This window comes from Acidovorax sp. FW305-C-20-28, from assembly GCF_058783375.1.
Genome location: NZ_JBYSYM010000033.1, coordinates 1 through 26,466, shown reverse-complemented (window position 1 = coordinate 26,466; position 26,466 = coordinate 1). Strand labels below are relative to the sequence as shown.

Below are 26,466 nucleotides of genomic sequence, written 5' to 3'. Positions count from 1 at the left end.
ACCTGTGTATCGGCCCCAGCAACAGCTCTGGTGATCAAATCTTTTGATCACCCACCGAAGAATCTTGTCTTTTCAATGGTGATTCATTTGCTTACATTCTCAGCCCAAGTGCCTTTGCGGACCAATAGCGCGCGCGTACCGGCCCCTTCCACCCATTCATCTTTCTTGTCCCAGCAGCAGCGGCCCCAGGCCGGACCGGTGGCCAGGCCCATGAACATCCCGACACCCAGGACACCCAGGCCACGCGCCACGCCCGGTGGCGCCTTCGTGACCCTGCGCCGCCCGACACCCCTGCCCTGCGCGGTAGAGTGGGGAGCGCCTACACGGCGGCAGGCACCCGGCACTGCTGCCGTCCGCGCCTCCCATCCACGGTAAAGGACACCATGGGCCTGCTCCCCGACGACCCGCTGCGGCATGCCGGCCAGGATGCCACCGCCCCTGCCCGCCTCGTGCGCCTGCAGCAGGAAATGCTGGCGCTGGACCTGGGCCTGCCCCGGGCCGAAGTGCTCGCCCGCATGACCGGCTGGGCGCGCACCCTGACCGAGGCGGCAGGCTGCGCCCTCTACCTGCGCGAAGACGGCGGCGATTTCGTCTGCCGCGCGGTCGGTGGAGCCATTGCGGCGGCCGTGGGCGATGCCCTGGCCGGGCCCGGCGGGGACCAGGCCCCTGCAGCCATGCCCCAGACCGACGGTGCCCTGCTGAGGGCCCCGCTGCGCACCGCCACCGGAGTGATCGGCTGGGTCTGCGTGGCGGCCGGCCCGCACGGCGCCTTCGGCGCGCAGGCGCTGGCCGAGCTGCAGGTCCTCGGGGAATCGTTCGGCGCCACCCTGGTGCGCCACGGCAGCATCGCGCAGTGGCGGGCCGCGGGGGAGCAGTACCGCTTGCTGTTCGACCACAACCCCTTTCCCATGTGGGTGTCGGACCTGCGCTCGCGCCAGATCCTGGCCGTGAACCAGGCGGCGGTGCTGCACTACGGCTACAGCGAGCAGGAATTCCTCGCCATGGACGTGCGCGACCTGTGGCTGCCCGAGGACCGCCCGGAGTGGGAAAAGACGCTGCGCAGCACGGAGGAGGTGCCAAAGGTCACCGGCATCAAGCGGCGCCACCGGCGCAAGGACGGCTCGGTCATCGACACCGAGATCTCGGCCGACCTGGTCGACTTCAATGGCCGGCGTGCGCGCCTGGTGCTCGCCAGCGACGTGAGCCTGCGCGTGCGCGCCGAGCGCGAACTGGCGCGGGCCAGCCGCGCGCAGCGCATGCTGAGCGCCTGCAACGAGGTGCAGATCCGTGCCGGCACCGAGCAGGCCCTGATCGAGCAGGTCTGCCGCATCACGGTGGAGATCGGCGGCTATGGCATGGCCTGGGCCGGGTGGCTGCGCGGCGGCGGCCTGCAGCTGGCGGCCCAGGTGGGCGACGACAGCGGCCTGCTCACGGCCCTGGAGGGCGCCTGGAGCGACCCGGCGCACGCGGCCCTGCGGCACACCCTGGAGCAGGCGCTGGCCAGCGGGCAACTGGCGGTGGCAGAAAACCTCGCTGGCCAGCCGGCGCCCGAGCCCTGGGCGCGCATGGCACTGGCGCACGGTTTTCAGGGCGCGGCCTTCCTGCCGCTGGGCCGCGCCGGGGGCGCGCTGGGCCTGCTGGGCCTGTGCACCCGGGAGCCGCTGGTGATCGGTGCCGAAGAGGCCAAGCTGCTGCAGGACCTGGCCAACGACCTGGCGTTCGGCATCGAGGGCCTGCGCGCCCAGGCCCGCCAGCAGGCCCTGCAATCGGCGGTGGCCCAGGTCGCCGCCGCGGTCTCCGCCGGCACGGGAACGGCGTTTTTCGAGCAGCTGGTGCGCAGCAGCACCGAGACCCTCGGGGCCCACGGGGGCTTTGTGGCACGCCTGCATGCGGGCGGCGACGGCGGGCCGGCACAGGCCCGCACACTGGCGGCGGTGGCACGGGGCCGCTCCGTCGCCGACTTCGACTTCGCCCTCGACGGGTCGCCGCTGGCACCGGCCCCGCAGGCAACGCACGGCACTGTGCAAGGTACTGCGGTGGAGCAGTTCGCGGCCCGGGTGCTGCCGGGGCTGCAGTCCCACACCTGCATCTGGCGCCGGCTCGACAATGCCTCGGGCCGCCCGCTGGGCGCGATGGCCCTGCTGTTCGACAGCAGCCGCGAGCTCGATGCCATGATGGCCTCCACGCTGCACATCTTTGCGACGCGCGCGGCGGCCGAGATCGAGCGCCAGGAGGCCGATGCGCAGATCCGCGACCAAGCCTCGCTGCTGGACAAGGCCCAGGATGCCATCATTGTGCGCAGCCTCGAAGACCGCGTGCTGTTCTGGAACCGCAGCGCCGAGCGCCTGTATGGCTGGACTCCCCAGGAGGCCATGGGCCGGTCGATCTCGCACCTGCTCTACGACGATGCCCAGGCCTACCAGCAGGCGATCCGCCATGTGCTGGCCCTCGGGGAATGGAGCGGCGAATTCACCCAGCACCGCAAGGATGGCAGCAGCCTCACGGTGGAGGCGCACTGGACGCTGGTGCGCGACGCGCAGGGCACGCCGCGCTCCATCCTGGCGATCAATACCGACATCACGCAGCGCAAGGTGACCGAGCTGCAGATCCAGAAGCTGGCCTTCTTCGACCCGCTGACCGGCCTGCCCAACCGCGTCCGGCTGGTCGACCGGCTGCAGCATGCGCTGGCCGCGGGGGCGCGCAACGGCCGTGGCGGCGCCCTGCTGTTCATCGACCTGGACAACTTCAAGACGCTGAACGATACGCTCGGCCATGACAAGGGCGACCTGCTGCTGCAGCAGGTCGCCGCGCGCCTGAAGGGCTGCGTGCGCGAGAGCGACACGGTGGCGCGCCTGGGCGGCGACGAATTCGTCGTGATGCTGGAGCAGCTCAGCGCGAGCGCGAACGAGACCGCCCTGCAAAGCCGCACCGTGGCGGAGAACGTGCTGGGCGCGCTGAACCAGCCGTTCGACCTGATGGGCTATGAGCACCGCGGCACCTGCAGCATCGGCATCGCCCCCTTCGTCCACACCGAGGAGGTGGGCGAGCTGCTCAAGCGCGCGGACCTGGCCATGTACCAGGCCAAGACCGCGGGCCGCAACACCCTGCGCTTCTTCGACCCGGACATGCAGCAGGCCGTGACGGCCCGTGCCGCGCTGGAAAGCGACCTGCGCCAGGCGCTCGCGCAAAACGAGTTCCTGCTGCACTGGCAGCCCCAGGTCGACAGCCAGGGCGAGATGCTGGGCGTGGAAGCCCTGCTGCGCTGGAAGCACCCGCAGCGCGGCATGGTGTCGCCGGCGGTGTTCATCCCGCTGGCCGAGGAGACGGGCAGCATCCTGCCCCTGGGGCGCTGGGTGCTGGAGACCGCGTGCGCGCAGATCGCCGCCTGGGCGGCCCGGCCGGAGACCGCCGGGCTCACCGTGGCCGTCAATGTCAGCGTGCTGCAGTTCCGCCACCCCGACTTCGTCGACCAGGTGCTGGCCGTGCTCGACGAGGCCGGCGCCAACCCGCGCCGGCTCAAGCTCGAACTCACCGAAAGCCTGCTGGTCAGCGACATGGAGGAGACCGTCACCAAGATGGCGGCGCTCAAGCGCCGCGGCGTCTGCTTCTCGCTCGACGATTTCGGCACCGGGTACTCCTCGCTCTACTACCTCAAGCGGCTGCCGCTCGACCAGCTCAAGATCGACCAGTCCTTCGTGCGCGACCTGCTGAGCGACCCCAACGACGCCGCCATCGTGCGCACCATCGTGGCCCTGGCGCAGAGCCTGGGCTTGCATGTCATCGCCGAAGGCGTGGAAAACGAGAGCCAGCAGCAGTTCCTGGCGGAGCATGGCTGCCACGCCTACCAGGGCTACCTGTTCAGCCGGCCCCTGGCGGCCGAGCAGCTCCAGGCCTTTCTCGAAGCCCGCACGCCCGTGCAGTGACGGGCCCGCCCAGGCGCTCAGGCGCTCAGGCGCTCAAGCGCTGGCGCGCGAGACGATCTCGAAACCGATGTCCAGGATCGGCTGCTCGATCGCGCGGCCTTCCGCACGGTCGTCGATGAACTGCGCCGCGGTGCGGCCGATGCGCGTGCCGTCGATGCGCACCGTGGTCAGCGCCGGCTGCAGGCTCACCGCGAACTCCAGGTCGCCCAGGCCCACGACGCCCAGCTGCCCGGGCACCGACAGGCCGCGCGCCTGGGCCTCGATCAGCACCCCCAGGGCCAGCATGTCCGAGCTGCAGAACACCGCATCGGTGCCGGGGTGGGCGGCCAGCGCCTCCACCAGGCCGCTGCGCCCCGAGCCCAGCGTGGTGGGCGCCGGCACCAGCACCGCGGGCACCTCGGCCGCCAGGCCGAGCTCGCGCGCCGCGCGCCGGAACCCGCCCATGCGCAGGCGCGCCCGGTCGTCGTTGGCGCCCAGCAGCAGGGGCTGGCGGTAGCCACGCTGGTGCAGGAAATGGCAGACGGACTCGCCGATGCGCTCATGGGAGAAGCCCACCAGCATGTCGATGGGGGTGGGCGTCAGGTCCCAGGTCTCGACCACCGGAATGCCCGCCGCCTTGAGCTGGCGCCGGCCTTCCACCGAATGCATGATGCCGGTCAGCACGATGCCATCGGGCCGGCGCCGGATGATGGCATCGAGCAGCGCGTCCTCGCGCGAGGCGTCGTAGCCGCTCTGGCCGATCATCAGCTGGTAGCCGCGCTCGTCCAGCGCCTGGTTCAACGCGCGCACGGTTTCCTGGAACACCGGCCCCGTCAGCGTGGGCAGCACCGCGGCCACCAGCCGGGCGCGCGAGGAACGCAGGCCGCCCGCCATGCCGTTGGGGACGAACCCGGTCTGGCTGACCACCTCGCGCACCTTGAGCAGCGTGGCAGGGGCCACCCGCTCGGGGTGGTTGAGCGCGCGCGACACCGTCATGGCAGAGACACCGGCCAGGCGGGCGACGTCGTGGACGGTGAAGGCGGGGGGCTTTTTCATGGGGGGGCGTGGGCCCGGATGATACTGGCGTGCCGCAGCCAGGGTCCAGCGGTGGCCCCGGCGCCCCGGCCAGGGCGCACAGGTTCGCCCGTATCATGCGCGCCATGCTTGCCAAGTTGATGAGTCTTCTCCTGCTGGGAATAGTGCGGTTCCTCACCGGCTCCCAGGCCCGCTGGTATGGCTGCCCGCCCAAGGCGGAGCAGCGCATCTACTTCGCCAACCACCAGAGCCATGCCGACATGGTGCTGATCTGGGCGGCCCTGCCCGAGGAGTTGCGCAGCATCACGCGCCCGATTGCGGCCAAGGACTACTGGACCAAGACGCCATTCCGCCAGTGGATCACCACGGCCGTGTTCAATGCGGTCTATGTGGACCGCCAGGCCACCCCGGCACGCCCGGCTGCCGTGGAGCCTGCCCCCGGCGCCACCGCCCTGCCCGAGACCGAAACCGCCTCGGCCGGCGGGCCGGACCCGTCGCCCGAGGCCCCGCCCAGGAAGCCCACGCCCGAGGAACTGCGCGCCGCGCTGCCCGAGAGCGACCCGCTCGCGCCGCTGGTGAAGGCGCTGCAGAGCGGCGACTCCATCGTGATCTTTCCCGAGGGCACGCGCGGCCATGGCGAAGAGCCCCAGGCCTTCAAGTCGGGCCTGTACAAGCTGGCGCAGATGTTTCCGCAGGTGGTGCTGGTGCCGGCCTGGATCAACAATGTGCAGCGCGTGATGCCCAAGGGCGAGGTCGTGCCCGTGCCCATCCTGTGCTCGGTGACCTTCGGCGCACCGATCGAGCTGGCGCCCGACGAGGAGCGCCGCCCCTTCCTGGACCGCGCGCGCCGCGCGGTCATGGAATTGAGGGAGGTGTGAGATGAACAACTTCCTTCGCAGCCTCACGGCCACCCAGCAGATCGGCGCCCTGTTCCTCGTGGTGTTCGGCATCCTGTCGATCACCACCATCTGGGCCTATGTGCGCATGCTGCGCGAGCAGCATGCCGACGACCCCATGGCCGAGGCCGATGCGCTGGAAGCCAAGCGCTTCTGGGGCCTGCTCAAGACCTCCTGGGCCATGGCCACGGTGTTCTGGATCGGCTGGGCCCTGGGCGATACCGTGGCCACGGTGCTGTTCGCCATCGTCGGCTTTTTCGCGCTGCGCGAGTTCATCACGCTCTCGCCCACGCGCCGGGGCGACCACCGCAGCCTGGTGCTGGCCTTCTTCGTGGTGCTGCCGCTGCAGTTCTGGATCGTGGGCAGCCGGCATTTCGACCTGTTCACGGTGTTCATCCCGGTCTATGTGTTCCTGGCCCTGCCCGTGGTGAGTGCGCTGGCCAACGACCCGCAGCGCTTTCTGGAGCGCAATGCCAAGCTGCAGTGGGGCATCATGGTCTGCGTCTACGGCATGAGCCATGTGCCGGCGCTGCTGCTGCTCGACTTCCCGGGCTACCAGGACAAGGGCGCCTTCCTGGTGTTCTTCCTGGTCTTCGTGGTGCAGACCTGCATGGTGGTGCAGCACCTGCTGGGCCGGCGCTTCCCGCACAAGCCCGTGGCGCCGCAGGTGAGCCAGAGCTTCCAGTGGGTGAGCTGGCTGGCCGGCGTGGCGGTGGGTGGCCTGGTGGGCGCACTGCTGAGCTTCATCACCCCGTTCAAGCCCGGCCAGGCGCTGGGCATGGCCTTGCTGGCCTGCGTGGCCGGCAGCCTGGGCCACCTGGTGATGAAGGCGCTCAAGCGCGACCGCGGCATCACCAGTTGGGGCATGCAGGGCATGTCGGTCACCGGGGCCGGCGGCCTGCTCGACCGGGTGGACGCGCTGTGCTTCGCGGCACCGGTGTTCTTCCACTCCGTGCGCTGGTACTTCGGCCTATGAGGATCCTCGGCATCGACCCGGGCCTGCAGACCACGGGCTTCGGCGTGGTCGACGTGGACGGCCACCGGCTGAGCTACGTGGCCAGCGGCACCATCCGCACCACCACGCTGGCGCTGGGCGACCTGCCCGGGCGGCTGAAGATGCTGTTCGACGGCATCACCGAGGTGGTGGCGCGCTACGAGCCCGACACCTCGTCGGTCGAAATCGTCTTCGTCAACGTGAACCCGCAGTCCACCCTGCTGCTGGGCCAGGCGCGCGGCGCCTGCATCACGGCCCTGGTGGCCAGCGACCTGCCCGTGGCCGAATACACCGCGCTGCAGATGAAAAAGGCCGTGGTCGGCCATGGCCGCGCCACCAAGCCCCAGGTGCAGGAGATGGTGCGCCGCCTGCTCTCCCTGCCCGGCCTGCCGGGCACCGACGCCGCCGACGGCCTGGGGATGGCCATCACCCATGCCCACGCGGGTGCGGCCATGGCCCGCCTGGGTGAGGCCGGCACGCTGCAAAGGCGCCAGCACGCCATGTACAAGGGCGGCAGAAGCTACTGACTCCCCCCTGAGTCGCTTCGCGCCTTCCCCCTGAGGGGGACGCCACCCGTGGCCTGGCAAAGCCAGTTCCACGGTGGCACTGGCTTGGGGCGCGCCCGTACCCGGAACTGCTTACTTTCCCAAACCACGTTTGAGTTCCTTGAGCAGCAACAGCACCTGGTTGGACGCATGGCGGCAGCTGCTGTTGAGCAACTGCACCGACTGCTGCCGTTCGCCGGACTGGAACAGGGTCACCACGTTGGCGGCCTGCTGGTGGAAATACTTGTGCCGCGCCACCAGCATGCTGAAGGCGGGGTAGTGGCCCAGCCGCACGCGGCCAGTGCCATAGAGCCAGCGGCCCAGGTCGCAGCGGTCGTCCTGGCAGACGCGTTCGGGGCGCATCACCTCGCTGCTCACCCCGTTGACCATGTCCGCCAGCTGCAGGCGCCAGCGCTCATGGCTGGCAATGGCCGCATCGATGTCGATCTCGGTCATGAGCATGGTGGCGTACTCGGCATCGAGCACCAGTTCGCTGCCGTTGTCTTCCATGGCCCAGGTCGTGTCCGGGCTGGTCGGGTCTTGCTCCCGCATCTTGAACAGTCGGCTGAAGAAACCCATTTTCCATCCCGCTTTTTTGGTGTGCGGCAGGCCCCTGCGCCTGAGAGGTCACGCCATTTGAAACATTCTGTGTAGCGTTTTGCGTTTTGGCTACCAAAAAATGGCATACCCCTGTCGGCATGTGCACTGCAGCCCTGCTGCCAGCCTCGGCTCTCGGCACCGGCCCAAGCAGCGCCGGCCGGGCCGCACCACAATGGGCGCATGACTGAACCTGTTTTCCCCCGTACCGCCCTGTCCATGCTGGACCTGGTGGCCGTCCGCGATGGCGGCACCGTGGCCGACGCCCTGCAGATCGCGCTGCGCACGGCCCAGCACGCCGAAAAGCTCGGTTTTGCGCGCTACTGGCTGGCCGAGCACCACAACATGGCCGGCATCGCCAGCTCGGCCACGGCCGTGCTGGTGGGGCACATCGCGGGCGGCACCTCGCGCATCCGCGTGGGCTCGGGCGGGGTGATGCTGCCCAACCATGCGCCGCTGGTGGTGGCCGAGGCCTTCGGCACCCTGGCCGAGCTCTACCCCGGCCGCATCGACCTGGGCCTGGGCCGCGCGCCCGGCACCGACCCGGCCACCATGCGCGCCCTGCGCCGCAGCCGTGTGGAGACGGCCGACGATTTTCCGCAGGACGTGGCCGAGCTGCAGCGCCTGCTGGCGGCCCCCGAGCCCGGCCAGCGCCTGGTGGCCACGCCCGGGGCCGGCACCAACGTGCCGATCTGGCTGCTGGGTTCGAGCCTGTTCTCGGCGCAACTGGCGGCCGAGCGCGGCCTGCCCTATGCCTTTGCCTCGCACTTCGCGCCGCGCCTGCTGCACCAGGCCATCGACCTGTACCGCAACCTGTACCGCCCCTCGGCCGCCTGGCCCAAGCCCTACCTGGCCATCGGCGTGCCGCTGATCGCGGCGCCCACCGATGAGGAAGCCGAGTTCCTGGCCAGCAGCACCTACCAGCGCGTGCTGGGCATCCTCACCGGCGACCGGCGCCTGCTGCTGCCGCCCGTGGAGAACTTCGCGGCGCGCCTGCAGCCCCAGGAGCGTGCCGCCATCGGCGACTTCCTGGCGGCGGCCGTGATCGGCGGGCCCGAGACGGTGCAGGCCGGCCTGGCCGACCTGGTGCGCGAGACCGGCGCCAACGAGCTGATGCTGGTGAGCGACGTGTACGACCCCGCCCTGCGCCTGCGCTCACTGGAAATTGCAGCCCAGGCCCACGCGGCGCTGCAGGCCACGGTGCCGGCCTGACCCTTCAGCGCGGCCCCTGCAGGGCCCGAGCCACCGGTATGGCCACCGCCATGTAGGTGGCCTCCAGGTCCGGCGCATTGCGCGCCGCGACCACCGTCAGCCGGCGCACGGGGTCGTAGACGATGGCGCAGGAATAGCCCGCCGTGGAGCCCCCGTGGCCCAGGAACACCGTGCCGTCGGGCAACTGGTGGCGCATGACCCCCAGGCCATAGGCGTAGGTGAGATCGCCGATGGGCTCGGCCGGCACGAAGCGCAGCATCTGCGCCAGGGTGCCCGGCTGCCGGTAGAGTTCACCGCTGAACAGCGCGGCGGCAAAACGCGCCAGGTCGGCCGTGCTCGTCACCAGGGCATGGCCGCCCGCCGCCCCGGCCATCGAGGGGGAGATGCGGCTGACATCCAGCAGCGCCCCGCCTTCCATCGGCTGGTAGCCATGGGCGAAGGGCGCGGGCATCTCCAGGTCCGCCGGCTCGGGCAGCGACGAATCCGCCAGGCCCAGGCGCGTGAGCAGGCGCTCGCGCACCTGGCTGCGCCAGCTCTTCCCGGTGGCCTGCTCGATGGCCAGGCCGAGCAGGATGTAGTTGGTGTTGGCATAGGCATGCGTGCCGGGTGCGCTCTGGCTTTCCTGCAGGGCCATGTCCAGGTACTCCTGCTCGCTGCGCAGGCGCTCCGGGTGGGCCAGCACATCGGCATCGTGGGCTTCGCTGGAGGCCGTGTCGCCCAGGCCGCTGGTGTGGTTGAGCAGATGTTCGAGGGTGATGGCACTGCGGTGCACGAAGCCGGCGGTGCGCGCGGCCGGCAGCAACTGGTCGAGCGGTGTGCCGAGCGCGAGCCGCCCCTCCTCGACCAGTTGCAGCACCACCGTGGCGACCATGAGCTTGAGCACGCTGCCGGCGCGAAAGCGGTCTTCGGGCCGCATGGAGGTGGCAGGGTCCATGGCGCCCAGGCCCGCCGCGTAGCGGGTGGTGTGCCCCGAGGCGTCGCGCACCGCCACCAGCGCACCGGGCGGCGTGGTCGCGGGCACGGCACGCTGCAGCAGGGCCTGCACCGCGGCCTGCTCGCGGGGCGGTGCGTCGTCGCCCCCGCCACAGGCGGACAGCAGGGCCCCGGCCAGCAGCAGGGCGATCATGGAAAGGGGCATGGTTCGGACAAGGCGCACAGCGGTGGCTCCATGGGTGGTTGACAAGCCGCGCATGCTAGGCAGGGCTTCCTTTGCGCCGGCTTTGCCCGCCTCGCATAAGCTGTGGTCCCACCTAAGAACGTGTTTACGATCTAAGAAGGGACTTTCGACATGCACCTGCTTCTCATCGAAGACGATCTGGACCTGGGCGCCGATCTCCAGAAGGCGCTCAAGGCCTGCGGGCTGAGCAGCGAATGGGTGCGCAGCCTCGGCCAGGCGCGGGCCCTGTGCGAGGCTGCCGGCGACGAGCCCCTGCCCTATGCCTGTGCCGTGCTCGACCTGGGCCTGCCCGATGGCGAAGGCCTGTCCCTGCTGCGGGGCTGGCGAAGGACCGGGGTCACCCTGCCCGTGATCGTGCTGACCGCGCGCGATGCGCTGGAGATGCGCATCGCCGGTCTCGATGCGGGGGCCGACGACTACGTCATCAAGCCGGTGCAGGTGGCCGAGCTGGCCAGCCGCGTCCAGGCCGTCACGCGCAGGGCGGCGGGCCAGTCCTCGAGCACCTGGAATGTGGGCCCGCTCACCATCGACATGGGCCGGCGCGAGGTGCGCACCGGCGATGGGCCCGTGCCCCTGTCGCCGCGCGAATTCGCCATCGTGGCCGAGCTCGCGCGCCATGGCGGCGACGTGGTGCCCAAGCACCGGCTGGCGCGCGCCCTGGCGCCCCTGGGCGAGCCGCTCGAATTCAGCGCACTCGAGTGGCATATCCACAACCTGCGCCGCAAGCTGGGCGAAGACAGCATCCACACCATGCGCGGCGTGGGCTACCGCATCGCCGGGTTGCAGCCATGAGGCTGCGGGCAGCTTCCCTGCTGCGCCCTTCCATCGCCCGGCGCCTGCTGCTGTCGCTGCTGCTGGCCAGCGCGCTGGTCTGGGCGGCCATCTACGGGCTCGGGCACGGCATGGTCTATGCCGAGGAAACGGGCAGCTTCGACCGCGAAATGCTCGCCCTGGCGCGCAGCATCGACCGCCTGGCCAGCGCTGCCGCCGGCGACGAGGCACGCTTCACGGCCGCACTCGAAGGCCTGGACGCCCGCATCCAGAGCGATACCGAGCTGCTCAACTACCCCGTGGGCTTTCTGGGCTTTCAGGTGCGGGACGCCCAGGGACGGCGGCTTGCGCGCGGCGGCACCGGGCCCGATGCCCTGGCGGACGGGCCGGACGGCTATGCCGACCAGGGCGGCGCCCAGCCGCACCGGGTCTACCGGCAGCACAGTGCCGACGGCCGCTACCGCATCGAGGTAACCCAGTCGCACGACAGCCGGCGCCTGAACTTCGACTCGGTCATGGTCAGCAGCGAAGGCCTGCTCCAGCCCCTGCTGGTCGCCTTCCCCCTGGTGCTGCTGCCGGTCTGGCTCTCGGTGCACACGGGGCTGCGGCCGCTGCGCCAGCTGTCGCGGGAACTGGCGCAGCGCCCGCCCGGGCACCTGCAGGCGCTGTCGGTCAGCGCGCCGCATGCCGAGCTGGCGCCCGTGGTGCACGAGCTCAATGCCACGCTGGCACGGCTGCGGGAGTTGCTGCAGCGCGAACGCAACTTCCTGGCCGATGCCGCCCATGAACTGCGCACGCCGCTGGCCGTCATCGGCGCGCAGCGCGATGTGCTGCAGCACAGTGGCAGTGCCCCAGAGCGCCAGGAGGCGGCCGAGCGCCTGGGCGTCGGCATCGAGCGCGCCGGCCGCCTGGTCGGGCAGTTGCTCACGCTGGCGCGGCTCGATGCGGACATGCCGCACGAGTCCGTTCCCCTGGACCTGGCCAACATCGCCCGCGACTGCCTGGCGGCCCACGCAGGCCCGGCGGCGGCGCGGGGCATCGTGCTGGGCTACCTCGGGCCCGACCACCTGCCCACCCAGGGCCCGCTGCAGGTGTTCGAGTCCATCCTCGACAACCTGGTCGGCAACGCCATCCGCCATGGCCACCCGGGCGGGCGCGTGGAGCTGCAGCTGGGCTGCCAGGCCGGGCGCATGCAGCTGGAAGTGCGCGACGATGGCCCCGGTATTGCCCCGCCCTGGCGCGAGGCCGTCTTCGAGCGCTTCGTGCGCGCCCCCGGCAGCGGCGCGAACGGCTCCGGGCTGGGGCTGGCGGTGGTGCGCTCGGCCGCCAGGCGCATCGGGGCGACGGTGGACCTTTCGGCCGGCATCGGCGGCCAAGGCGCCTCGTTCCGCGTGCAATGGGTGCCGCCGCAGGAATGCCCAGCCCCGCGCAACGGCCGCTGACAAGGTTTGCGGGCCCGCCCACGGGCAGCGGGCCCATTGCCGCTACCATCCTGGGTTGACGAGGGTGCATTGCCCCGGCACTTCCCAACCGCCCACCACCACCTGCTGCATGCCCGCTTTTTCCTTTGAAGCCCTGGACGCCCAGGGCCAGACCCGCAAAGGCCTGATGGAGGCCGACACCGCCAAGTCCGCCCGCAGCCAGTTGCGCGCGCAGGCCCTGGTGCCGATTGCAGTGGAACAGGTCCAGACCGGGCAGTCCCGCGACGGCGCTGCCCAGGGCTGGAACCGCAGCCTGTTCACCCGGCCGGTGTTCAACGCCACCGGCCTGGCGATCTGGACGCGGCAGATCGCCGGCCTGGTGGGTTCGGGCCTGCCGCTGGAGCGGGCCCTGAGCGCCCTCTCGGACGAGGCCGACGACGACCGCCAGCGCCACCTGGTGGCCGCGTTGCGCGCCGAAGTGAATGCCGGCGCCACCTTCGCCCGTGCGCTGGGCCAGCACCCGCGCGAGTTCTCCGACATCTACTGCGCCGTGATCGGTGCCGGCGAGCACAGCGGCAACCTGGGCCTGGTGCTCGAACGCCTGGCCGACGACCTGGAAGACCGCCAGGCCCTCAAGGCCAAGCTGGTCGGCGCCGCGCTCTACCCGGCCATCGTGACCCTGGTGGCGATTGCCATCGTGATGTTTCTGCTGGGCTACGTGGTGCCCCAGGTGGCCAGCGTGTTCGCCGGCTCCAAGCGGGCCCTGCCCCTGATCACCACGGTGATGCTGGGCATCAGCGCGCTGGTGCGCAGCTACGGGCTGGCCCTGTTCGGCGTGCTGGTCCTCGGCGCACTGGGCCTGCGCTGGTCGCTGAAGTCCGAGGGGGTGCGCGAGCGCTTCGACGCCGCCTGGCTCCAACTGCCCCTGGTGGGCAAGCTGGCGCGTGGCTACAACGCGGCGCGCTTTGCCGGCACGCTGGCCATGCTGGCCAGCGCCGGCGTGCCCATTTTGCGCGCCCTGCAGGCCGCTGCCGAGACCTTGAACAACCGTGCCCTGCGCGCCGACGCGCTCGACGCCCTGGTGCTGGTGCGCGAAGGCGCGCCCCTGGCCTCGGCCCTGGCGCAGAAGAAGCGCTTTCCGGGCCTGCTGTCGATGTTTGCGCGCCTGGGCGAGCAGACCGGCCAGTTGCCCGTGATGCTGCAGCGTGCCGCCGCCCAGCTCTCGGCCGAGGTGCAGCGCCGCTCCATGCAGCTGGCGACCATTCTGGAGCCCCTGCTGATCGTGGCCATGGGCCTGGTGGTGATGGCCATCGTGCTGGCCGTGATGCTGCCCATCATCCAGCTCAACCAGTTCGTGAAGTAGACAAAGCCATGGCTGCCACCCTGGACGACAAGCTCGTGGTCGCGATCTCCTCGCGCGCGCTGTTCAATTTCGAGGAAGAAAACAGCGTCTTCAACGACAGTGACGACCGTGCCTACGTGGAACTGCAGCGCCAGCGCATCGACATTCCCGCGGCGCCCGGCGTGGCGTTTTCGCTGGTGCGCAAGCTGCTGGCCTTCAACACCACCGAGCACCAGCGGGTGGAGGTGGTGCTGCTGTCGCGCAATGACCCGGTCAGCGGCATGCGTGTGTTCCGCTCCTGCGTGGCCCATGGCCTGCCCATGGTGCAGCGCGGGGTGTTCACCCAGGGGCGCGATCCGTTCCGTTACCTGCGCCCGCTGGGCGCGCACCTGTTCCTCTCGGCCAACGAGGCCGATGTGCGCGAGGCGCTGCACCTGGGCTATCCCGCGGCACGGGTGCTGACCGAATCCGTGCGGGCGGGCGACTCCAACCCCAACGAGGTGCGCATCGCCTTCGACGGCGACGCCGTGCTGTTCTCGGACGAGGCCGAGCGCATCTACCAGGCCGAAGGCCTGGCCGCCTTCCAGCGGCACGAGAGCGACAAGGCGGCGCAGCCTCTGCCCGACGGCCCCTTCAAACCCTTGCTGGCCGCCCTGCACCGGCTGCAGCATGCGGGCGGCACGGGCATGCGCATCCGCACCGCGCTGGTCACGGCGCGCAGCGCACCGGCGCACGAGCGCGCCATCCGCACGCTGATGGACTGGGACATCGCGGTGGACGAAGCCATGTTCCTCGGCGGCCTGGCCAAGGGGGAGTTCCTGCGCGAGTTCGAGCCCGACTTCTTCTTCGACGACCAGACCGGCCATGTCACCTCGGCCTCGCTGCATGTGCCCGCCGGGCATGTGAACAGCGGGGTGTCCAACCCCGTCACGCTGCTGGCCGACTGAACACGGCCAGGGGCATCGGTACGCAAAGTTGTGCAATGGTTTGCAACTTGTGGTGAAACCAGGCTTCTAAGCACAGGCCGTGGCCCCATTTGTGGGACCATGGCCCATCACGAGGATTCAACGACATGAAGACGATTTTCCTGGCCTGGGGCGCTGCCGCGTTGCTGGGCTGCGGGCTGGCGGCTGCACAGGTCCCGGCCGACACCGAAGGCCTGTCCAAGGGCGAGGCCAAGGCCATCCGCGAATTCAAGATGCTGGATTTCAACGGCGACGGCAAGCTCAGCCGGACCGAAGTGAAGCTGTTCCCGCGCCTGGCCAATGCCTTTGACGAGGCCGACACCGACCACGATGGCTTTGTCTCGTACGAAGAGGTGCGCGCTTTCGCGGCCAAGTACCGCGCCGAACGGGATCGCGCCAAGCAACAACAACAGGCGCCTGCTGCCCCCGCTCCCGCAGCCAGCGCTCCCTGACCCCTACCGCTATTGATTCAATAGCAAAATCCACCCTGCCGGGCGCCGTCGCCGCGCCCCAGCCTGCCACCGTGCCTACAGCCCGGCCGTGCGCTTGACCTTGGGGTCCGAGTAGGTCAGCGGTTCGTTCTTGACCTGCTGGGCCAGGCGCTCCTGCTGGGTCACCTTGTTGATGTCCTGCGCCACCTCCACGGCGCTGCCGCTGGCACGCCACATGGACTGGATGAGTTCGAGCAACTGCTTGTAGATGGGCTCCGGCGGCGGCTCGGGCGGCTCTTCCACGGTTTCCTTCTTCTTCACCTCGGTCCAGTCGCGGTTCGGCGCCTCGGGCGCCGAGGGCTTGTCGGGCTCGCGCACGATGGCCCCCTCCCCCAGCCGGTCCATGGACTCGACGGGCAGCGGCGCATTGACAGGGCGTATCGGCGGCGCCCCCGAGGCGCCGGTGGAATACAAATCGGCGCCCGGAGGACGCCAGGTCGGCGATCGATCAACAGGTGGCATTTGCATGGCAGGCCCCAGGTGGTGGATGGAATGGACAGAGGCACTTCCGGACTCTTCGTACATTCATAACGGCAAACAAAAGGGGAAATTGAGGTCTTTTTTACCTTTAAGCTCAAATTTAAGGGTTTACCCCTAGGTCGAAAGCCCTTTGAAGGCAAAAAAAAGCCCGCCGCCCGCAAAAAGCAGGCGGCGGGCGGGTGCGGTTCCCGTCAGGCGCTCAGAGGAAGCGTTCGAGGAAGCGGCGCGACTGGCGGTCGAGCACCGTGGTATCGGGCACCTTGAACTGCACGCCCTCGCCGGCCGCGATGAGCAGGCGGGTGCGCCCGCCGAGCCGGCGGATGTCTTCCTCGGCCTTGAGCACCAGGCGCGCGGGGCCCCGGTCGGTTTCCACATCCCAGGTGCTGGGCGTCGAGAAACTCGATACAGCCGTTATTTTTTCGATAGTGGGCACAAACTCACGCACCGCCAGTTCCTCCTCGACCAGGGCACGCCCGGCCGGGGGCAGCTGGTCCAGGCGGTCCAGCCACAGCAGTTCGTGGCCATCGCTGCCCACCAGGGACAGGCCTTCGGCAGGTGCCGCGATGGGGAAGGCGCGCACGGGCACCACGCCCTCGTGCAGGGTGCCGTCGGGCAGGGTGAGCACCAGGCGCCCGTGGGGGTTGCGGTGCAACTGCACCGGACTGGCGGAGGAAGAAGGGGTCAGATCGGTCATGGCGGTGTTGTCATCCGTCGGTGGGCGGGCGCTCAGGCGCTGCCCGCAGGGTGGGCCGGGTGCAGCAGGCTGCTGTCCAGCAGCACGCCGGCCGCCTGGGCATCCTCTTCGGCACGGCGCGCCTGGGCTTCGTACAGCCGCCAGTAGGCGCCCTGCTGTTCCATGAGTTCGTCGTGCGGACCCACTTCCACCACCTCGCCGCGGTCCATCACCACCAGGCGGTCGGCCTTGCGCAGGGTGGACAGGCGGTGGGCGATGGCGATGGTGGTGCGGCCCTTGACCAGGTTGTCCAGCGCCTTCTGGATTTCCTTCTCGGTCTCGGTGTCCACGGCCGAGGTGGCCTCGTCCAGGATCAGGATGCGCGGGTCGATCAGCAGCGCGCGCGCAATGCTGATGCGCTGGCGCTCACCGCCCGACAGGCCCTGGCCGCGCTCGCCCACCAGCGAGTCGTAGCCATGCGGCAGGCGCAGGATGAATTCGTGCGCATGGGCTGCACGGGCCGCCGCCACGATTTCCTCGCGCGTGGCCTCGGGCTTGCCGTAGGCGATGTTCTCGGCAATGGTGCCGAAGAACAGGAAGGGTTCCTGCAGCACCAGGCCGATGTGGCGCCGGTAGTCGGCCACGGCAAAGCGGCGGATGTCCACGCCATCGACCTGGATGGAGCCGTCGGTGACGTCGTAGAAGCGGCTGATCAGGTTGACCAGCGTGCTCTTGCCCGAGCCGCTGTGGCCCACCAGGCCGATCATCTCGCCGGGGCGGATATCCAGGTCCAGCCCCTTGATCACGGCGCGGCTGCCGTAGCGAAAGCCCACGCCGCGCATGGCGATGGCGCCCTGCACCTTGTCCACCTGCACGGGCTGGGCCGGGTCGGGCACATTGCTCACGTGGTCCAGGATGTCGAAGATGCGCTTGGCGCCGGCGGCCGCCTTCTGCGTGACCGAGACGATGCGGCTCATGGAGTCGAGCCGGCTGTAGAAGCGCCCGATGTAGGCGATGAAGGCGGTGAGCACCCCCACCGTGATCTGGTTGCGCGAGACCAGCCAGATGCCGAAGGCCCAGACCACGAGCAGGCCGATCTCGGTGAGCAGCGACACCGTGGGCGTGAACAGCGACCAGGTCTTGTTGAGCTTGTCGTTGACTTCCAGGTTGTGCTGGTTGGCGTCACGGAAGCGCTGGGCCTCGCGCTTTTCCTGGGCGAAGGCCTTGACCACGCGGATGCCGGGGATGGTGTCGGCCAGCACGTTGGTGACCTCGGACCAGACGCGGTCGATCTTCTCGAAGCCGGTGCGCAGGCGGTCGCGCACGGTGTGGATCATCCAGGCGATGAAGGGCAGCGGCACCAGGGTGACCAGCGCCAGCCAGGGGTTGATGGAGAACAGGATGGCCGCCGTCATGAGGATCATGAGCACGTCGGTCACGAAATCCAGCGCATGCAGGGACAGGAAAACGTTGATGCGGTCCGTCTCCGACCCAATGCGCGCCATCAGGTCACCGGTGCGCTTGCCCCCGAAATAGTCGAGCGACAGGCGCAGCAGGTGCTCGTAGGTGGTGGTGCGCAGGTCGGCGCCGATGCGCTCGGACACCAGCGCCAGGATGTAGGTGCGCGCCCACGAAAGGCCCCAGGCGGCCAGGGCCGACAGCAGCAGCCCGCTCAGGTAGAGCAGGACCAGGCCGGGCTCGATCTTCTGCCCGTTCTGGAACGGGATCAGGATGTCGTCCATCAGAGGGATGGTCAGGTAGGGGGGCACCAGCGTGGCCGCCGTGGAGGCCAGGGTCAGCGCAAAGCCCGCGGCCAGCTGCTTGCGGTAGGGCCGGGCAAAGCGCCACAGGCGCAGCAGCACCCAGGTGGAGGTCTGCGGCGGCTGGGCGCGTGCGCAGGCCGGGCATTCCTCGGTATCGGGCGGCAGCGGGGCGTGGCACTGGGGGCAGGTGGCTTCGTCCGATTCGGCGGCACCGGCCGGCTGCTCGAAGCGCTGCACCAGGCGCAGCGCCTGGGCGTGCTGGCCCAGGGTGAAGCGCCACAGCGCCAGGCGGGCATCGGCATCGTGCAGCTCCAGCGCGCCGATGCCGCCATGGTCGTGCATGCGCAGTTCCAGGCCCGGGGCCCGAGGCCAGGCGCGCCAGGCGCTGGTGCCGGGATCGCAGGCCAAAAGGCGCTCGGAAGTCACCACCACCCAGCCCGTGGCAAAGCGCAGTTCGCCGCTCAGGTCAACCTGTAACGTGGCCAGCACGTTCTCTTGGGAAGCGAGCATGGCCCGCAGATCGGCCCCCTGGGGGCCGGAAAAGACACCGGAGGCGTCCACAGAATGGTGATGTTGCATGTTGGATTGGTATTTGCGCCCCTGGCAGCCAACGGCCACCGATTGCGCCACAGCCCGAATTCTCCCCGATACTGCAGGCAGGAACATCAAGGCATCCACCTGTAACGTCTGCGACGGCTCCCTGGCTGACAGCCGCCGCTGCCATCCGAGTGGAGCACAATATTCCCCCATATTCTTCTCGTTGTCCTCCCCCGCATAGCCCCGAAAGGCCGGAACCCCTACCGCTGCATCCCATGGCGAAATTCAACGACATCCAACTGCTTCGCATCAATTACCTGCGTGGACCCAACATCTGGACCTACCGGCCCGTGCTGGAAGTCTGGCTGGACCTGGGTGTGCTGGAAGACCACCCCTCCCACACCCTGCCCGGCCTGAACGAGCGCCTGACGGCCTGGCTGCCCGCGCTGATCGAGCACCACTGCGGCGTGGGCGAGCGCGGCGGCTTCCTGCAGCGCCTGGAAGAGGGCACCTGGTGCGGCCACGTGATGGAGCACATCGTGATCGAGCTGCTCAACCTGGCGGGCATGCCCACGGGCTTTGGCCAGACGCGCAGCACCTCGCAGCGTGGCGTGTACCGCATGGTCTTCCGCGCGCGGGACGAACAGGTGGCCCGCGTGGCCCTGGCCCAGGGCCACCGCCTGCTGATGTCGGCCATCAACGACGAGCCCTTCGACGTGGCGGCCGCCGTGGCGCGCGTGCGCACCGAGGTGGACGACCAGTACCTGGGCCCCAGCACGGCCTGCATCGTCACGGCCGCCACGGACCGCAGCATCCCCCACATCCGCCTGAACGACGGCAACCTGGTGCAGCTGGGCTATGGCGCGAGCCAGCGCCGCATCTGGACGGCCGAGACCGAATTCACCAGCGCCATCGCCGAAGGCATCGCCAGCGACAAGGACCTGACCAAGGGCCTGCTCAAGGCCTGCGGCGTGCCGATTCCCGAAGGCCAGGTGGTCAACAGCCCCGAGGAAGCCTGGGAAGCGGCCGAGGACATCGGCCTGCCCGTGGTGGTCAAGCCCTCGGACGGCAACCACGGCCGCGGCGTGACGCTGGACCTGCGCAAGAAGGAAGACATCGAGGCCGCCTACCACGTGGCCTACCCCGAGGGCAGCGACGTGATGGTCGAGCGCTTCATCCCCGGCGACGAACACCGCCTGCTGGTGGTGGGCGGCAAGGTGGTGGCCGCCGCGCGCGGCGAGGTGGTGAGCATCACCGGCAATGGCCGCTCCACCGTCAAGGAGCTGATCGACAGCCAGCTCAACTCCGACCCGCGCCGCGGCTACGAGGAGGAATACCCGCTGGAGATCATCGACCTGGCCACCGACACCAAGGTGCAGCTCGAACTCAAGCGCCAGGAGCTGGAGGCCGATTCCGTGCCCGCCGCCGGCCGGGTCATCGTGGTGCAACGCAACGGCAATGTGGCCGTGGACTGCACGGACGACGTGCACCCCGAAGTCGCCTACATCGCCCAGTTGGCCGCCAAGGTGGTGGGCCTGGATATCGCCGGCATCGACATGGTGGCGCAGGACATCTCCAAGCCCTTGCACACGCAGGGTGGCGCCATCGTCGAGGTGAACGCCGGCCCCGGCCTGCTGATGCACCTGAAGCCCGCCGTGGGCGCGCCCCGCCCCGTGGGCCAGGCCATCGTGGAGCACCTGTTCCCGGCCGAGGACCATGCCGAAGGCACAGCTGGCCGCATCCCCGTGGTGGGCGTGGCCGGCACGCGCAACACGGCCACCATCTCGCGCCTGGTGGCCTGGCTGCTGCACCTGAGCGGCCGCCACACCGGCGTGGCCTGCCGCGACGGCCTGTTCCTGGACCGCCGCCACGTGGACACCACCGACAGCGCCCACTGGGAAGCCGCCCACCGCCTGCTGATGAACCAGATGGTGCAGGCCGCCGTGATCGAGAACGATGCCCGCACCATCCTGCGCGACGGCCTGGCCTACGACCGCTGCAAGGTGGGCGTGGTGACCGACATGGACGGCGCCAGCACCCTGGCCGAGTTCGACGTGCACGAGCAGGACCAGATGACCAAGGTCATGCGCACCCAGGTGGACGTGGTGCTGGCCGATGGCGCTGCCGTGCTCAACGCCGCCGAGGAGCAGGTCGTCGACCTGGCCCGCCTGTGCGATGGCGACGTGGTGCTGTACGCGCAGGACCACACGCTGCCCGCGATTGCCGAGCACCGCGCCAAGGACAATGGCCGCGCCGTGCTCGTGAAGAACGGCCGCGTGGTGCTGGCCACGGGCAGCGCCGAGCATGTGCTGGGCACGCTCGCCGAGCTGACCTTCGGCCGCAATGCCGTGGTGCCCGATACCGACGCCCTGCTGGCGGCCGCAGGTGCCGCCTGGGCCCTGGACATTGCGCCCGACCTGATCGGCGCGGGCATCAAGACCTTCGAGCCCGACCTGCCACCGCCACCTGGTTTGCGCACCTGAGCCCCTGCGCGCCCGAGAGACCGAACACTGCGATGACTCCGGGGCCTGCCCGCCCCGACGGACACTGAAAGAGACTTTTCCATGGATGTATCCCGCACCCGGGCCCTGCGTGGCCCCAACCTCTGGAGCCGCCACATGGCCATCGAGGCCATCGTGACCTGCGATGAGAGCGAGCGCGCCATCCGCCGCATGGACGGCTTCGAGGCGCGGCTGCGTGCCCTGTTCCCCGCGGTCGGCGCCCTGCATACCGAAGGCGGCGATGGCGACATCTCGCTGGCCCATGTGCTGCAGATCGCCGCCCTGGCGCTGCAGGCCCAGGCCGGCTGCCGCGTGACCTTTGCGCGCACCACGGCCACCACCGATGTCGGCGTGTACCAGGTGGTCGTGGAGTACAGCGAAGAGGCCGTGGGCCGCCAGGCCTTCGAAGATGCCCAGAAGCTGATCCAGGCCGCATTGGGCCAGGGCAGCTTCGACGCCGACCAGGCGATCGCCGCGCTGCGCGAGCTCGACGAGGACGAGCGCCTGGGCCCGAGCACCGGCTCCATCGTGGACGCCGCCGTAGCGCGCGGCATTCCCTACCGCCGCCTCACGCGCGGCAGCCTGGTGCAGTTCGGCTGGGGCTCCAAGCAGCGCCGCATCCAGGCCGCCGAGGTGGACTCCACCAGCGCCGTGGCCGAATCCATCGGCCAGGACAAGGACCTGACCAAGCGCCTGCTGCACGCCGCGGGCGTGCCCGTGCCGCTGGGCAAGCCCGTGGCGTGCATCGACGAGGCCTGGGAAGTGGCCCAGAAGGTGGGCCTGCCCGTGGTGGTCAAGCCGCAGGACGGCAACCAGGGCAAGGGCGTCACGGTGAACATCACCGACCGCGCCCAGCTCGAAGCGGCCTACAAGAACGCCGAGGAATACGGCACGGTGATGGTCGAGCGCTTCCTGCCCGGCCACGACTTCCGCCTGCTGGTGGTGGGCGACCAGCTCGTGGCCGCCGCGCGCCGCGAGCCGCCCCAGGTGCTGGGCGATGGCCAGCACACGGTGCGCGAGCTGGTCGAGCAGGTCAACCTGGACCCGCGCCGCGGCGAAGGCCATGCCACCTCGCTGACCAAGATCCGCCTGGACGACATCGCCGTGGCCCGGCTCGCGGCCCAGGACCTGACGCCCGACTCCGTGCCGCCCAAGGGCCAGCGCGTGATCCTGCGCAACAACGCCAACCTGTCCACCGGCGGCACCGCCACCGACGTGACGGACGACGTGCACCCCGAGGTGGCCGCACGCGCCATTGCCGCCGCCCAGATGGTGGGCCTGCACATCTGCGGCGTGGACATGGTCGCCGAGACCGTGCTGCGCCCGCTGGAAGAACAAGGCGGCGGCTTCGTCGAGGTGAATGCCGCCCCCGGCCTGCGCATGCATCTGGCGCCCTCGTACGGCAAGCCGCGCAACGTGGGCCAGGCCATGGTGGACAAGCTCTACGCCCATGGCGACGACGGCCGCATCCCCACCGTGGCCGTGACCGGCACCAACGGCAAGACCACCACCGCACGCCTGATCGCCCACCTGTTCACGGCCCAGGGCCTGCGCGTGGGCATGACCAATACCGATGGCGTGTACGTCAATGGCCGCCAGATCGACAGCGGCGACTGCAGCGGCCCCAAGAGCGCACGCAACGTGCTGCTGCACCCCGAGGTGGATGCGGCCGTGTTTGAGACCGCGCGCGGCGGCATCCTGCGCGAGGGCCTGGGCTTTGACCGCTGCCAGGTGGCCGTGGTCACCAACATCGGCGCGGGCGACCACCTGGGCCTGAACTACATCACCACGGTGGAAGACCTGGCCGTGCTCAAGCGCGTGATCGTGCAGAACGTGGCACCCGACGGCTACGGCGTGCTCAATGCGGCCGATCCCATCGTGGCGGCCATGGCACCGGTCTGCCCCGGCAAGATCATCTACTTCGCGAGCGACCGCCACAACCCCGTGATGGCCACGCACCGCGCCCAGGGCAACCGCACGGTGTACGTGGACGGCGACTCCATCGTCGCCTCCGAAGGCTCGTGGCGCGAGACCATCCACCTGCGCGATGTGCCCATCACGCGCAACGGCCGCATCGGCTTCCAGGTGGAGAACGTCATGGCCTCGGTGGCCGCCGCCTGGGGCGCGGGCCTGCCCTGGCAGACCATCCGCCGCGGCCTGTCGGGCTTCGTGAACGACAGCGACAACGCGCCCGGCCGCTTCAACATCATGGACTACAACGGCGCCACGGTGATCGCCGACTACGGCCACAACCCCGACGCCATGCGCGCCCTGGTGGCCGCCGTGGACGCCCTGCCCGGCAAGCGCCGCAGCGTGGTCATCAGCGGTGCCGGTGACCGGCGCGACGAGGACATCCGCGAGCAGACCGTGATCCTGGGCGCGGCTTTCGACGACGTGATCCTGTACCAGGACGCGGCCCAGCGCGGCCGTGGCGACGGCGAGGTGATGGCGCTGCTGCGCGAAGGCCTGGCCGGCGCGGCACGCACCAAGCATGTGGAAGAGATCCGCGGCGAATTCATCGCCATCGACACGGCCCTCGGCCGCCTGCAACCGGGCGACCTGTGCCTGGTGCTGGTGGACCAGGTGGAAGAAGCCCTGGCCCACCTGGCCAAGCGCTGCACCGAAGCCGGGGCGGCCGCGTGATGCGCGCAGCTGCCCTGCGCACGGCGGCCCTGGCCGCCTTCACACTGCTGGCAGCAGGCGCGGCCAGCGCCGCCCCCGACAAGATCGGCACGGTGGACACGGCCTTCAAGCTGCTGGGCCGCGACCACGACATCATTGTCGAGGCCTACGACGACCCGGCCGTGGCGGGCGTGACCTGCTATGTCTCGCGCGCCCGCACGGGCGGCATCAAGGGCTCGCTCGGTTTGGCCGAGGACCGCTCCGAAGCCTCGATCGCCTGCCGCCAGACCGGGCCGGTGAACTTCCCGGCGCCGCTGCGCAAGCAGGAAGAGGTGTTCAGCGAGCGCCTGTCCATTCTGTTCAAGCGCCTGCGCGTGGTGCGCATGGTGGACCCGGCACGCAACACGCTGGTCTACCTCACCTACTCGGAGAAGCTGGTGGACGGCTCGCCGCAGAACAGTGTGACGGCCGTGCCGGTGGACCGGGCGACGCCCATTCCTCTGAAATGAATGGCTGAAGAATGACAAAGGGCGCTGCGGCGCCCTTTTGTCATTTATGCCTTGCCGGATGCGATCTGGCGCAAGGCCTGCTCGAAGACCTCCGGCGGCTGGCCACCCGAGATCAAATGGCGGTCGTTGATGATGATGGCCGGCACCGAGTGGATGCCCTGCTGCAGGTAGAACTGCTCGCGCTCGCGCACCGCGTCGGCATAGCGGTCCGATGCCAGCACGGCGCGGGCCTCGGCCTCGTCGAGCCCCACCTCGCCGGCCACGCGGGCCAGCACTTCGTGGTCGCCGGGGCTCTGGCCGTCGGTGAAGTAGGCCTTGAACAGCGCGTGCTTCAGGGCAGGCTGCTTGTCGCCCGTTTCCTCGGCCCAGTGCAGCAGGCGGTGGGCGTCGAAGGTGTTGTAGATGCGGCTGCGCTGCGCCATGTTGAAGGTGAAGCCCAGGGCCGCGCCGCGTGCGGCGATGGCGTCGCGGTTCTTCTGGCTCTGCTCGGGCGTGGCGCCGTACTTCTCGTGCAGGTGCTCGGCAATGTCCTGGCCTTCGGGCACCATCTGCGGGTTCAGCTCGAAGGGCTGGAAGTGCAGGTCGAGCGCGACCTCGCCTTTCAGGCGCTCGGCCGCCTGCTCCAGCGACTTGAGGCCGATGATGCACCAGGGGCAGGAAACGTCGGAGACGAAATCGATCTTGAGGGCTGTGGTCATGCGGTCACCGAAAGGTCAAATGGGTTGGCCAACATCCTAGGCCGATTGGCGCGTCCTTGCAGCGGTACGGCCATTGGCCACCCTGCAAGCCCCCACCGCATTGGTGGAAAAGCCCGGGTTTGCCACACTGCACCCCTGTACTGCCACCTTGGAGCCCTCGCGGCCGCTGCCACCATGCAACTCGACCAGCAACAAGCCATCCTGACCATCGCCCTGTTAGCGGCCTTTGCCGACGGCCACAAGGGTGACAGCGAGCGCGAGGAGATCCGGCGCATTGCCCAGTCGCTGGCCCAGGACGCGCCCGCCATCGACCTGCCACGCCTGGTGCAGGACGTGCTGCTGCAGCGCACCAGCGCCGAGGCCGCAGCCCGGGCCCTGGCCGAACCGGGCCTGCGCCAGCTGGCCTACGAAATGGCGGTCTGCGTCTGCGATGTGGACGGGCGCCAGACCGATACCGAGCGCGCCTTCCTCGCGCAGCTCAAGGGCTGGCTGCAACTGGGCGACGGCGACACCGCGGCCTTCGAGCAGCAGGCCGATGCGCTGGTGGAAGTGGCCGAACGCGCCGCGCCCATTGCCCGGGGCCTGGCGCCCGTGGCTGCGGGCACGGCGGCCGCTGCCGCAGCGGCGGCCTTGCCCGTGCGCAATGTGCCGCAGGTGCCGGACGCCGAGCTGGACAAGAGCATCCTGAACTACGCGCTGCTGTGCGGTGCCCTGGAGCTGCTGCCGCAGTCCTGGGCGTCGATGGCCATCATCCCCCTGCAGGTGAAGATGGTCTATGCCGTGGGCAAGGCGCATGGGGTGGAGCTGGACCAGGGCCACATCAAGGACTTCATCGCGGCGGCCGGCGTGGGCATGGCCTCGCAGTACATCGAGCAGTTCGGCCGCAAGCTGCTCGGCGGCCTGCTGGGCAAGGTCGCGGGCCGCGCCATCGGTGGCATCGGCCAGGCGGCCACGGGCATGGCCTTCTCGTTCGCCACCACCTATGCCCTGGGCCAGGTGGCCAAACGCTACTACGCGGGCGGCCGCGTGATGAGCACCGCCGTGCTGCGCGAGAGCTTCCAGAACCTGCTGGGCCCGGCCAAGGACCTGCAGGCGCAGTACCTGCCGCAGATCCGGGAAAAGGCCGCCACGCTGGACGCGGCCAAGGTGATGTCCATGGTGCGCGGCGGGATCTAGGGCCTGTCAACACCCATTTCGGGGTCGCGAAGGCCCTTGCCGGCGTGCCAATCTAGGCGCGTGACACGGCGTGTGCATGTGCACACGCAAGGAGCGCAACGACGAGTGGCGCGCCGGCAAGGACCTTCCCTTCGGGTTGCCCGGCCTGGGGGGGGGGTG

Annotated in this window: 21 protein-coding genes; 14 read left to right on the top strand and 7 right to left on the bottom strand. The window is 69.7% G+C overall.

The window, feature by feature from the left end; all coding sequences use genetic code 11:
- Nucleotides 1-383: 383 nt before the first annotated feature.
- Nucleotides 384-3,923, top strand: a complete 3,540-nt coding sequence (locus AC3WOH_RS28320; RefSeq protein WP_492232644.1) for a sensor domain-containing protein — start codon at nt 384-386, stop codon at nt 3,921-3,923.
- A 33-nt stretch (nt 3,924-3,956) separates the two neighbouring features.
- Here the strand turns inward: AC3WOH_RS28320 and AC3WOH_RS28315 are convergent, their stop codons facing one another.
- Nucleotides 3,957-4,958, bottom strand: coding sequence for a LacI family DNA-binding transcriptional regulator (locus AC3WOH_RS28315; RefSeq protein WP_492232643.1), 1,002 nt, complete (start codon nt 4,956-4,958; stop codon nt 3,957-3,959).
- 104 nt (nt 4,959-5,062) lie between these two features.
- Here AC3WOH_RS28315 and AC3WOH_RS28310 point away from each other — a divergent pair, with 104 nt between their 5' ends.
- Genes AC3WOH_RS28310 through ruvC form a run of 3 tightly spaced genes read left to right on the top strand, consistent with a single transcriptional unit; the run spans nt 5,063 to nt 7,354 of the window.
- The gene (locus AC3WOH_RS28310; RefSeq protein WP_492232642.1) at nt 5,063-5,815 is read left to right on the top strand and encodes a lysophospholipid acyltransferase family protein; all 753 of its coding nucleotides are present in this window, start codon (nt 5,063-5,065) and stop codon (nt 5,813-5,815) included.
- Nucleotide 5,816: 1 nt separating this feature from the next.
- Nucleotides 5,817-6,809 (top strand): phosphatidate cytidylyltransferase, encoded by a 993-nt coding sequence (locus AC3WOH_RS28305; protein WP_184857286.1) that lies wholly within the window; start codon nt 5,817-5,819, stop codon nt 6,807-6,809.
- Nucleotides 6,806-7,354: a crossover junction endodeoxyribonuclease RuvC gene (gene ruvC, locus AC3WOH_RS28300; protein WP_492232641.1), complete on the top strand. Its 549-nt coding sequence runs from the start codon at nt 6,806-6,808 to the stop codon at nt 7,352-7,354. The genes AC3WOH_RS28305 and ruvC overlap by 4 nt, the downstream gene beginning before the upstream one ends.
- Before the next feature lie 111 nt (nt 7,355-7,465).
- On the opposite strand, the gene AC3WOH_RS28295 is transcribed toward ruvC, so the two are convergent.
- Entirely contained in the window at nt 7,466-7,951 is a 486-nt protein-coding gene (locus AC3WOH_RS28295) for a CZB domain-containing protein (protein ID WP_492232640.1), read from the bottom strand.
- Between the two features lie 201 nt (nt 7,952-8,152).
- Between AC3WOH_RS28295 and AC3WOH_RS28290 the strand changes: the two genes are divergently transcribed.
- Nucleotides 8,153-9,181, top strand: coding sequence for an LLM class flavin-dependent oxidoreductase (locus AC3WOH_RS28290; protein ID WP_492232639.1), 1,029 nt, complete (start codon nt 8,153-8,155; stop codon nt 9,179-9,181).
- Between the two features lie 4 nt (nt 9,182-9,185).
- Here AC3WOH_RS28290 and AC3WOH_RS28285 read toward each other — a convergent pair whose 3' ends face one another.
- Complete coding sequence (locus AC3WOH_RS28285) at nt 9,186-10,307, bottom strand: serine hydrolase domain-containing protein (protein WP_492232638.1); 1,122 nt, start codon at nt 10,305-10,307, stop codon at nt 9,186-9,188.
- 162 nt (nt 10,308-10,469) lie between these two features.
- On the opposite strand from AC3WOH_RS28285, the gene AC3WOH_RS28280 reads away from it, so the two are divergent.
- The 5 genes from AC3WOH_RS28280 to AC3WOH_RS28260 all read left to right on the top strand — a co-directional run bounded on the left by AC3WOH_RS28280 (nt 10,470) and on the right by AC3WOH_RS28260 (nt 15,309).
- Entirely contained in the window at nt 10,470-11,150 is a 681-nt protein-coding gene (locus AC3WOH_RS28280) for a response regulator (RefSeq protein ID WP_492232637.1), read from the top strand.
- Nucleotides 11,147-12,571 (top strand): ATP-binding protein, encoded by a 1,425-nt coding sequence (locus AC3WOH_RS28275; protein WP_492232636.1) that lies wholly within the window; start codon nt 11,147-11,149, stop codon nt 12,569-12,571. Before AC3WOH_RS28280 ends, AC3WOH_RS28275 begins: the two co-directional genes overlap by 4 nt.
- 109 nt (nt 12,572-12,680) lie before the next feature.
- The gene (gene gspF / locus AC3WOH_RS28270; RefSeq protein WP_492232635.1) at nt 12,681-13,913 is read left to right on the top strand and encodes a type II secretion system inner membrane protein GspF; all 1,233 of its coding nucleotides are present in this window, start codon (nt 12,681-12,683) and stop codon (nt 13,911-13,913) included.
- An 8-nt stretch (nt 13,914-13,921) separates the two neighbouring features.
- The gene (locus AC3WOH_RS28265) at nt 13,922-14,839 is read left to right on the top strand and encodes a 5'-nucleotidase (protein ID WP_492232634.1); all 918 of its coding nucleotides are present in this window, start codon (nt 13,922-13,924) and stop codon (nt 14,837-14,839) included.
- Between the two features lie 125 nt (nt 14,840-14,964).
- Complete coding sequence (locus AC3WOH_RS28260) at nt 14,965-15,309, top strand: EF-hand domain-containing protein (RefSeq protein ID WP_492232633.1); 345 nt, start codon at nt 14,965-14,967, stop codon at nt 15,307-15,309.
- A 75-nt stretch (nt 15,310-15,384) separates the two neighbouring features.
- Here the strand turns inward: AC3WOH_RS28260 and AC3WOH_RS28255 are convergent, their stop codons facing one another.
- From AC3WOH_RS28255 to AC3WOH_RS28245, 3 genes are all read right to left on the bottom strand, one after another.
- Nucleotides 15,385-15,816 carry a hypothetical protein gene (locus AC3WOH_RS28255; protein ID WP_409960072.1) on the bottom strand — a complete coding sequence of 144 codons (432 nt, stop codon included), beginning with the start codon at nt 15,814-15,816 and terminating at the stop codon, nt 15,385-15,387.
- Nucleotides 15,817-16,027: 211 nt separating this feature from the next.
- The gene (locus AC3WOH_RS28250; protein ID WP_492232632.1) at nt 16,028-16,522 is read right to left on the bottom strand and encodes a cyanophycin metabolism-associated DUF1854 family protein; all 495 of its coding nucleotides are present in this window, start codon (nt 16,520-16,522) and stop codon (nt 16,028-16,030) included.
- Nucleotides 16,523-16,554: 32 nt separating this feature from the next.
- Entirely contained in the window at nt 16,555-18,843 is a 2,289-nt protein-coding gene (locus tag AC3WOH_RS28245) for a cyanophycin metabolism-associated ABC transporter (RefSeq protein ID WP_492232631.1), read from the bottom strand.
- Nucleotides 18,844-19,076: 233 nt separating this feature from the next.
- Between AC3WOH_RS28245 and AC3WOH_RS28240 the strand changes: the two genes are divergently transcribed.
- The 3 genes from AC3WOH_RS28240 (at nt 19,077) to AC3WOH_RS28230 (ending at nt 24,433) form a co-directional block, all read left to right on the top strand.
- Nucleotides 19,077-21,284: a cyanophycin synthetase gene (locus AC3WOH_RS28240; RefSeq protein ID WP_492232630.1), complete on the top strand. Its 2,208-nt coding sequence runs from the start codon at nt 19,077-19,079 to the stop codon at nt 21,282-21,284.
- 81 nt (nt 21,285-21,365) lie between these two features.
- Nucleotides 21,366-23,945 carry a cyanophycin synthetase gene (gene cphA, locus AC3WOH_RS28235; protein WP_492232629.1) on the top strand — a complete coding sequence of 860 codons (2,580 nt, stop codon included), beginning with the start codon at nt 21,366-21,368 and terminating at the stop codon, nt 23,943-23,945.
- Complete coding sequence (locus tag AC3WOH_RS28230) at nt 23,945-24,433, top strand: CreA family protein (protein WP_492232628.1); 489 nt, start codon at nt 23,945-23,947, stop codon at nt 24,431-24,433. Before cphA ends, AC3WOH_RS28230 begins: the two co-directional genes overlap by 1 nt.
- Nucleotides 24,434-24,477: 44 nt before the next feature.
- On the opposite strand, the gene AC3WOH_RS28225 is transcribed toward AC3WOH_RS28230, so the two are convergent.
- Nucleotides 24,478-25,131 (bottom strand): DsbA family oxidoreductase, encoded by a 654-nt coding sequence (locus AC3WOH_RS28225; RefSeq protein ID WP_492232627.1) that lies wholly within the window; start codon nt 25,129-25,131, stop codon nt 24,478-24,480.
- Nucleotides 25,132-25,305: 174 nt separating this feature from the next.
- On the opposite strand from AC3WOH_RS28225, the gene AC3WOH_RS28220 reads away from it, so the two are divergent.
- A complete protein-coding gene (locus tag AC3WOH_RS28220; protein WP_492232626.1) occupies nt 25,306-26,307 on the top strand; it encodes a YcjF family protein in 1,002 nt (333 codons plus the stop codon).
- The last annotated feature ends 159 nt before the right edge of the window (nt 26,308-26,466 follow it).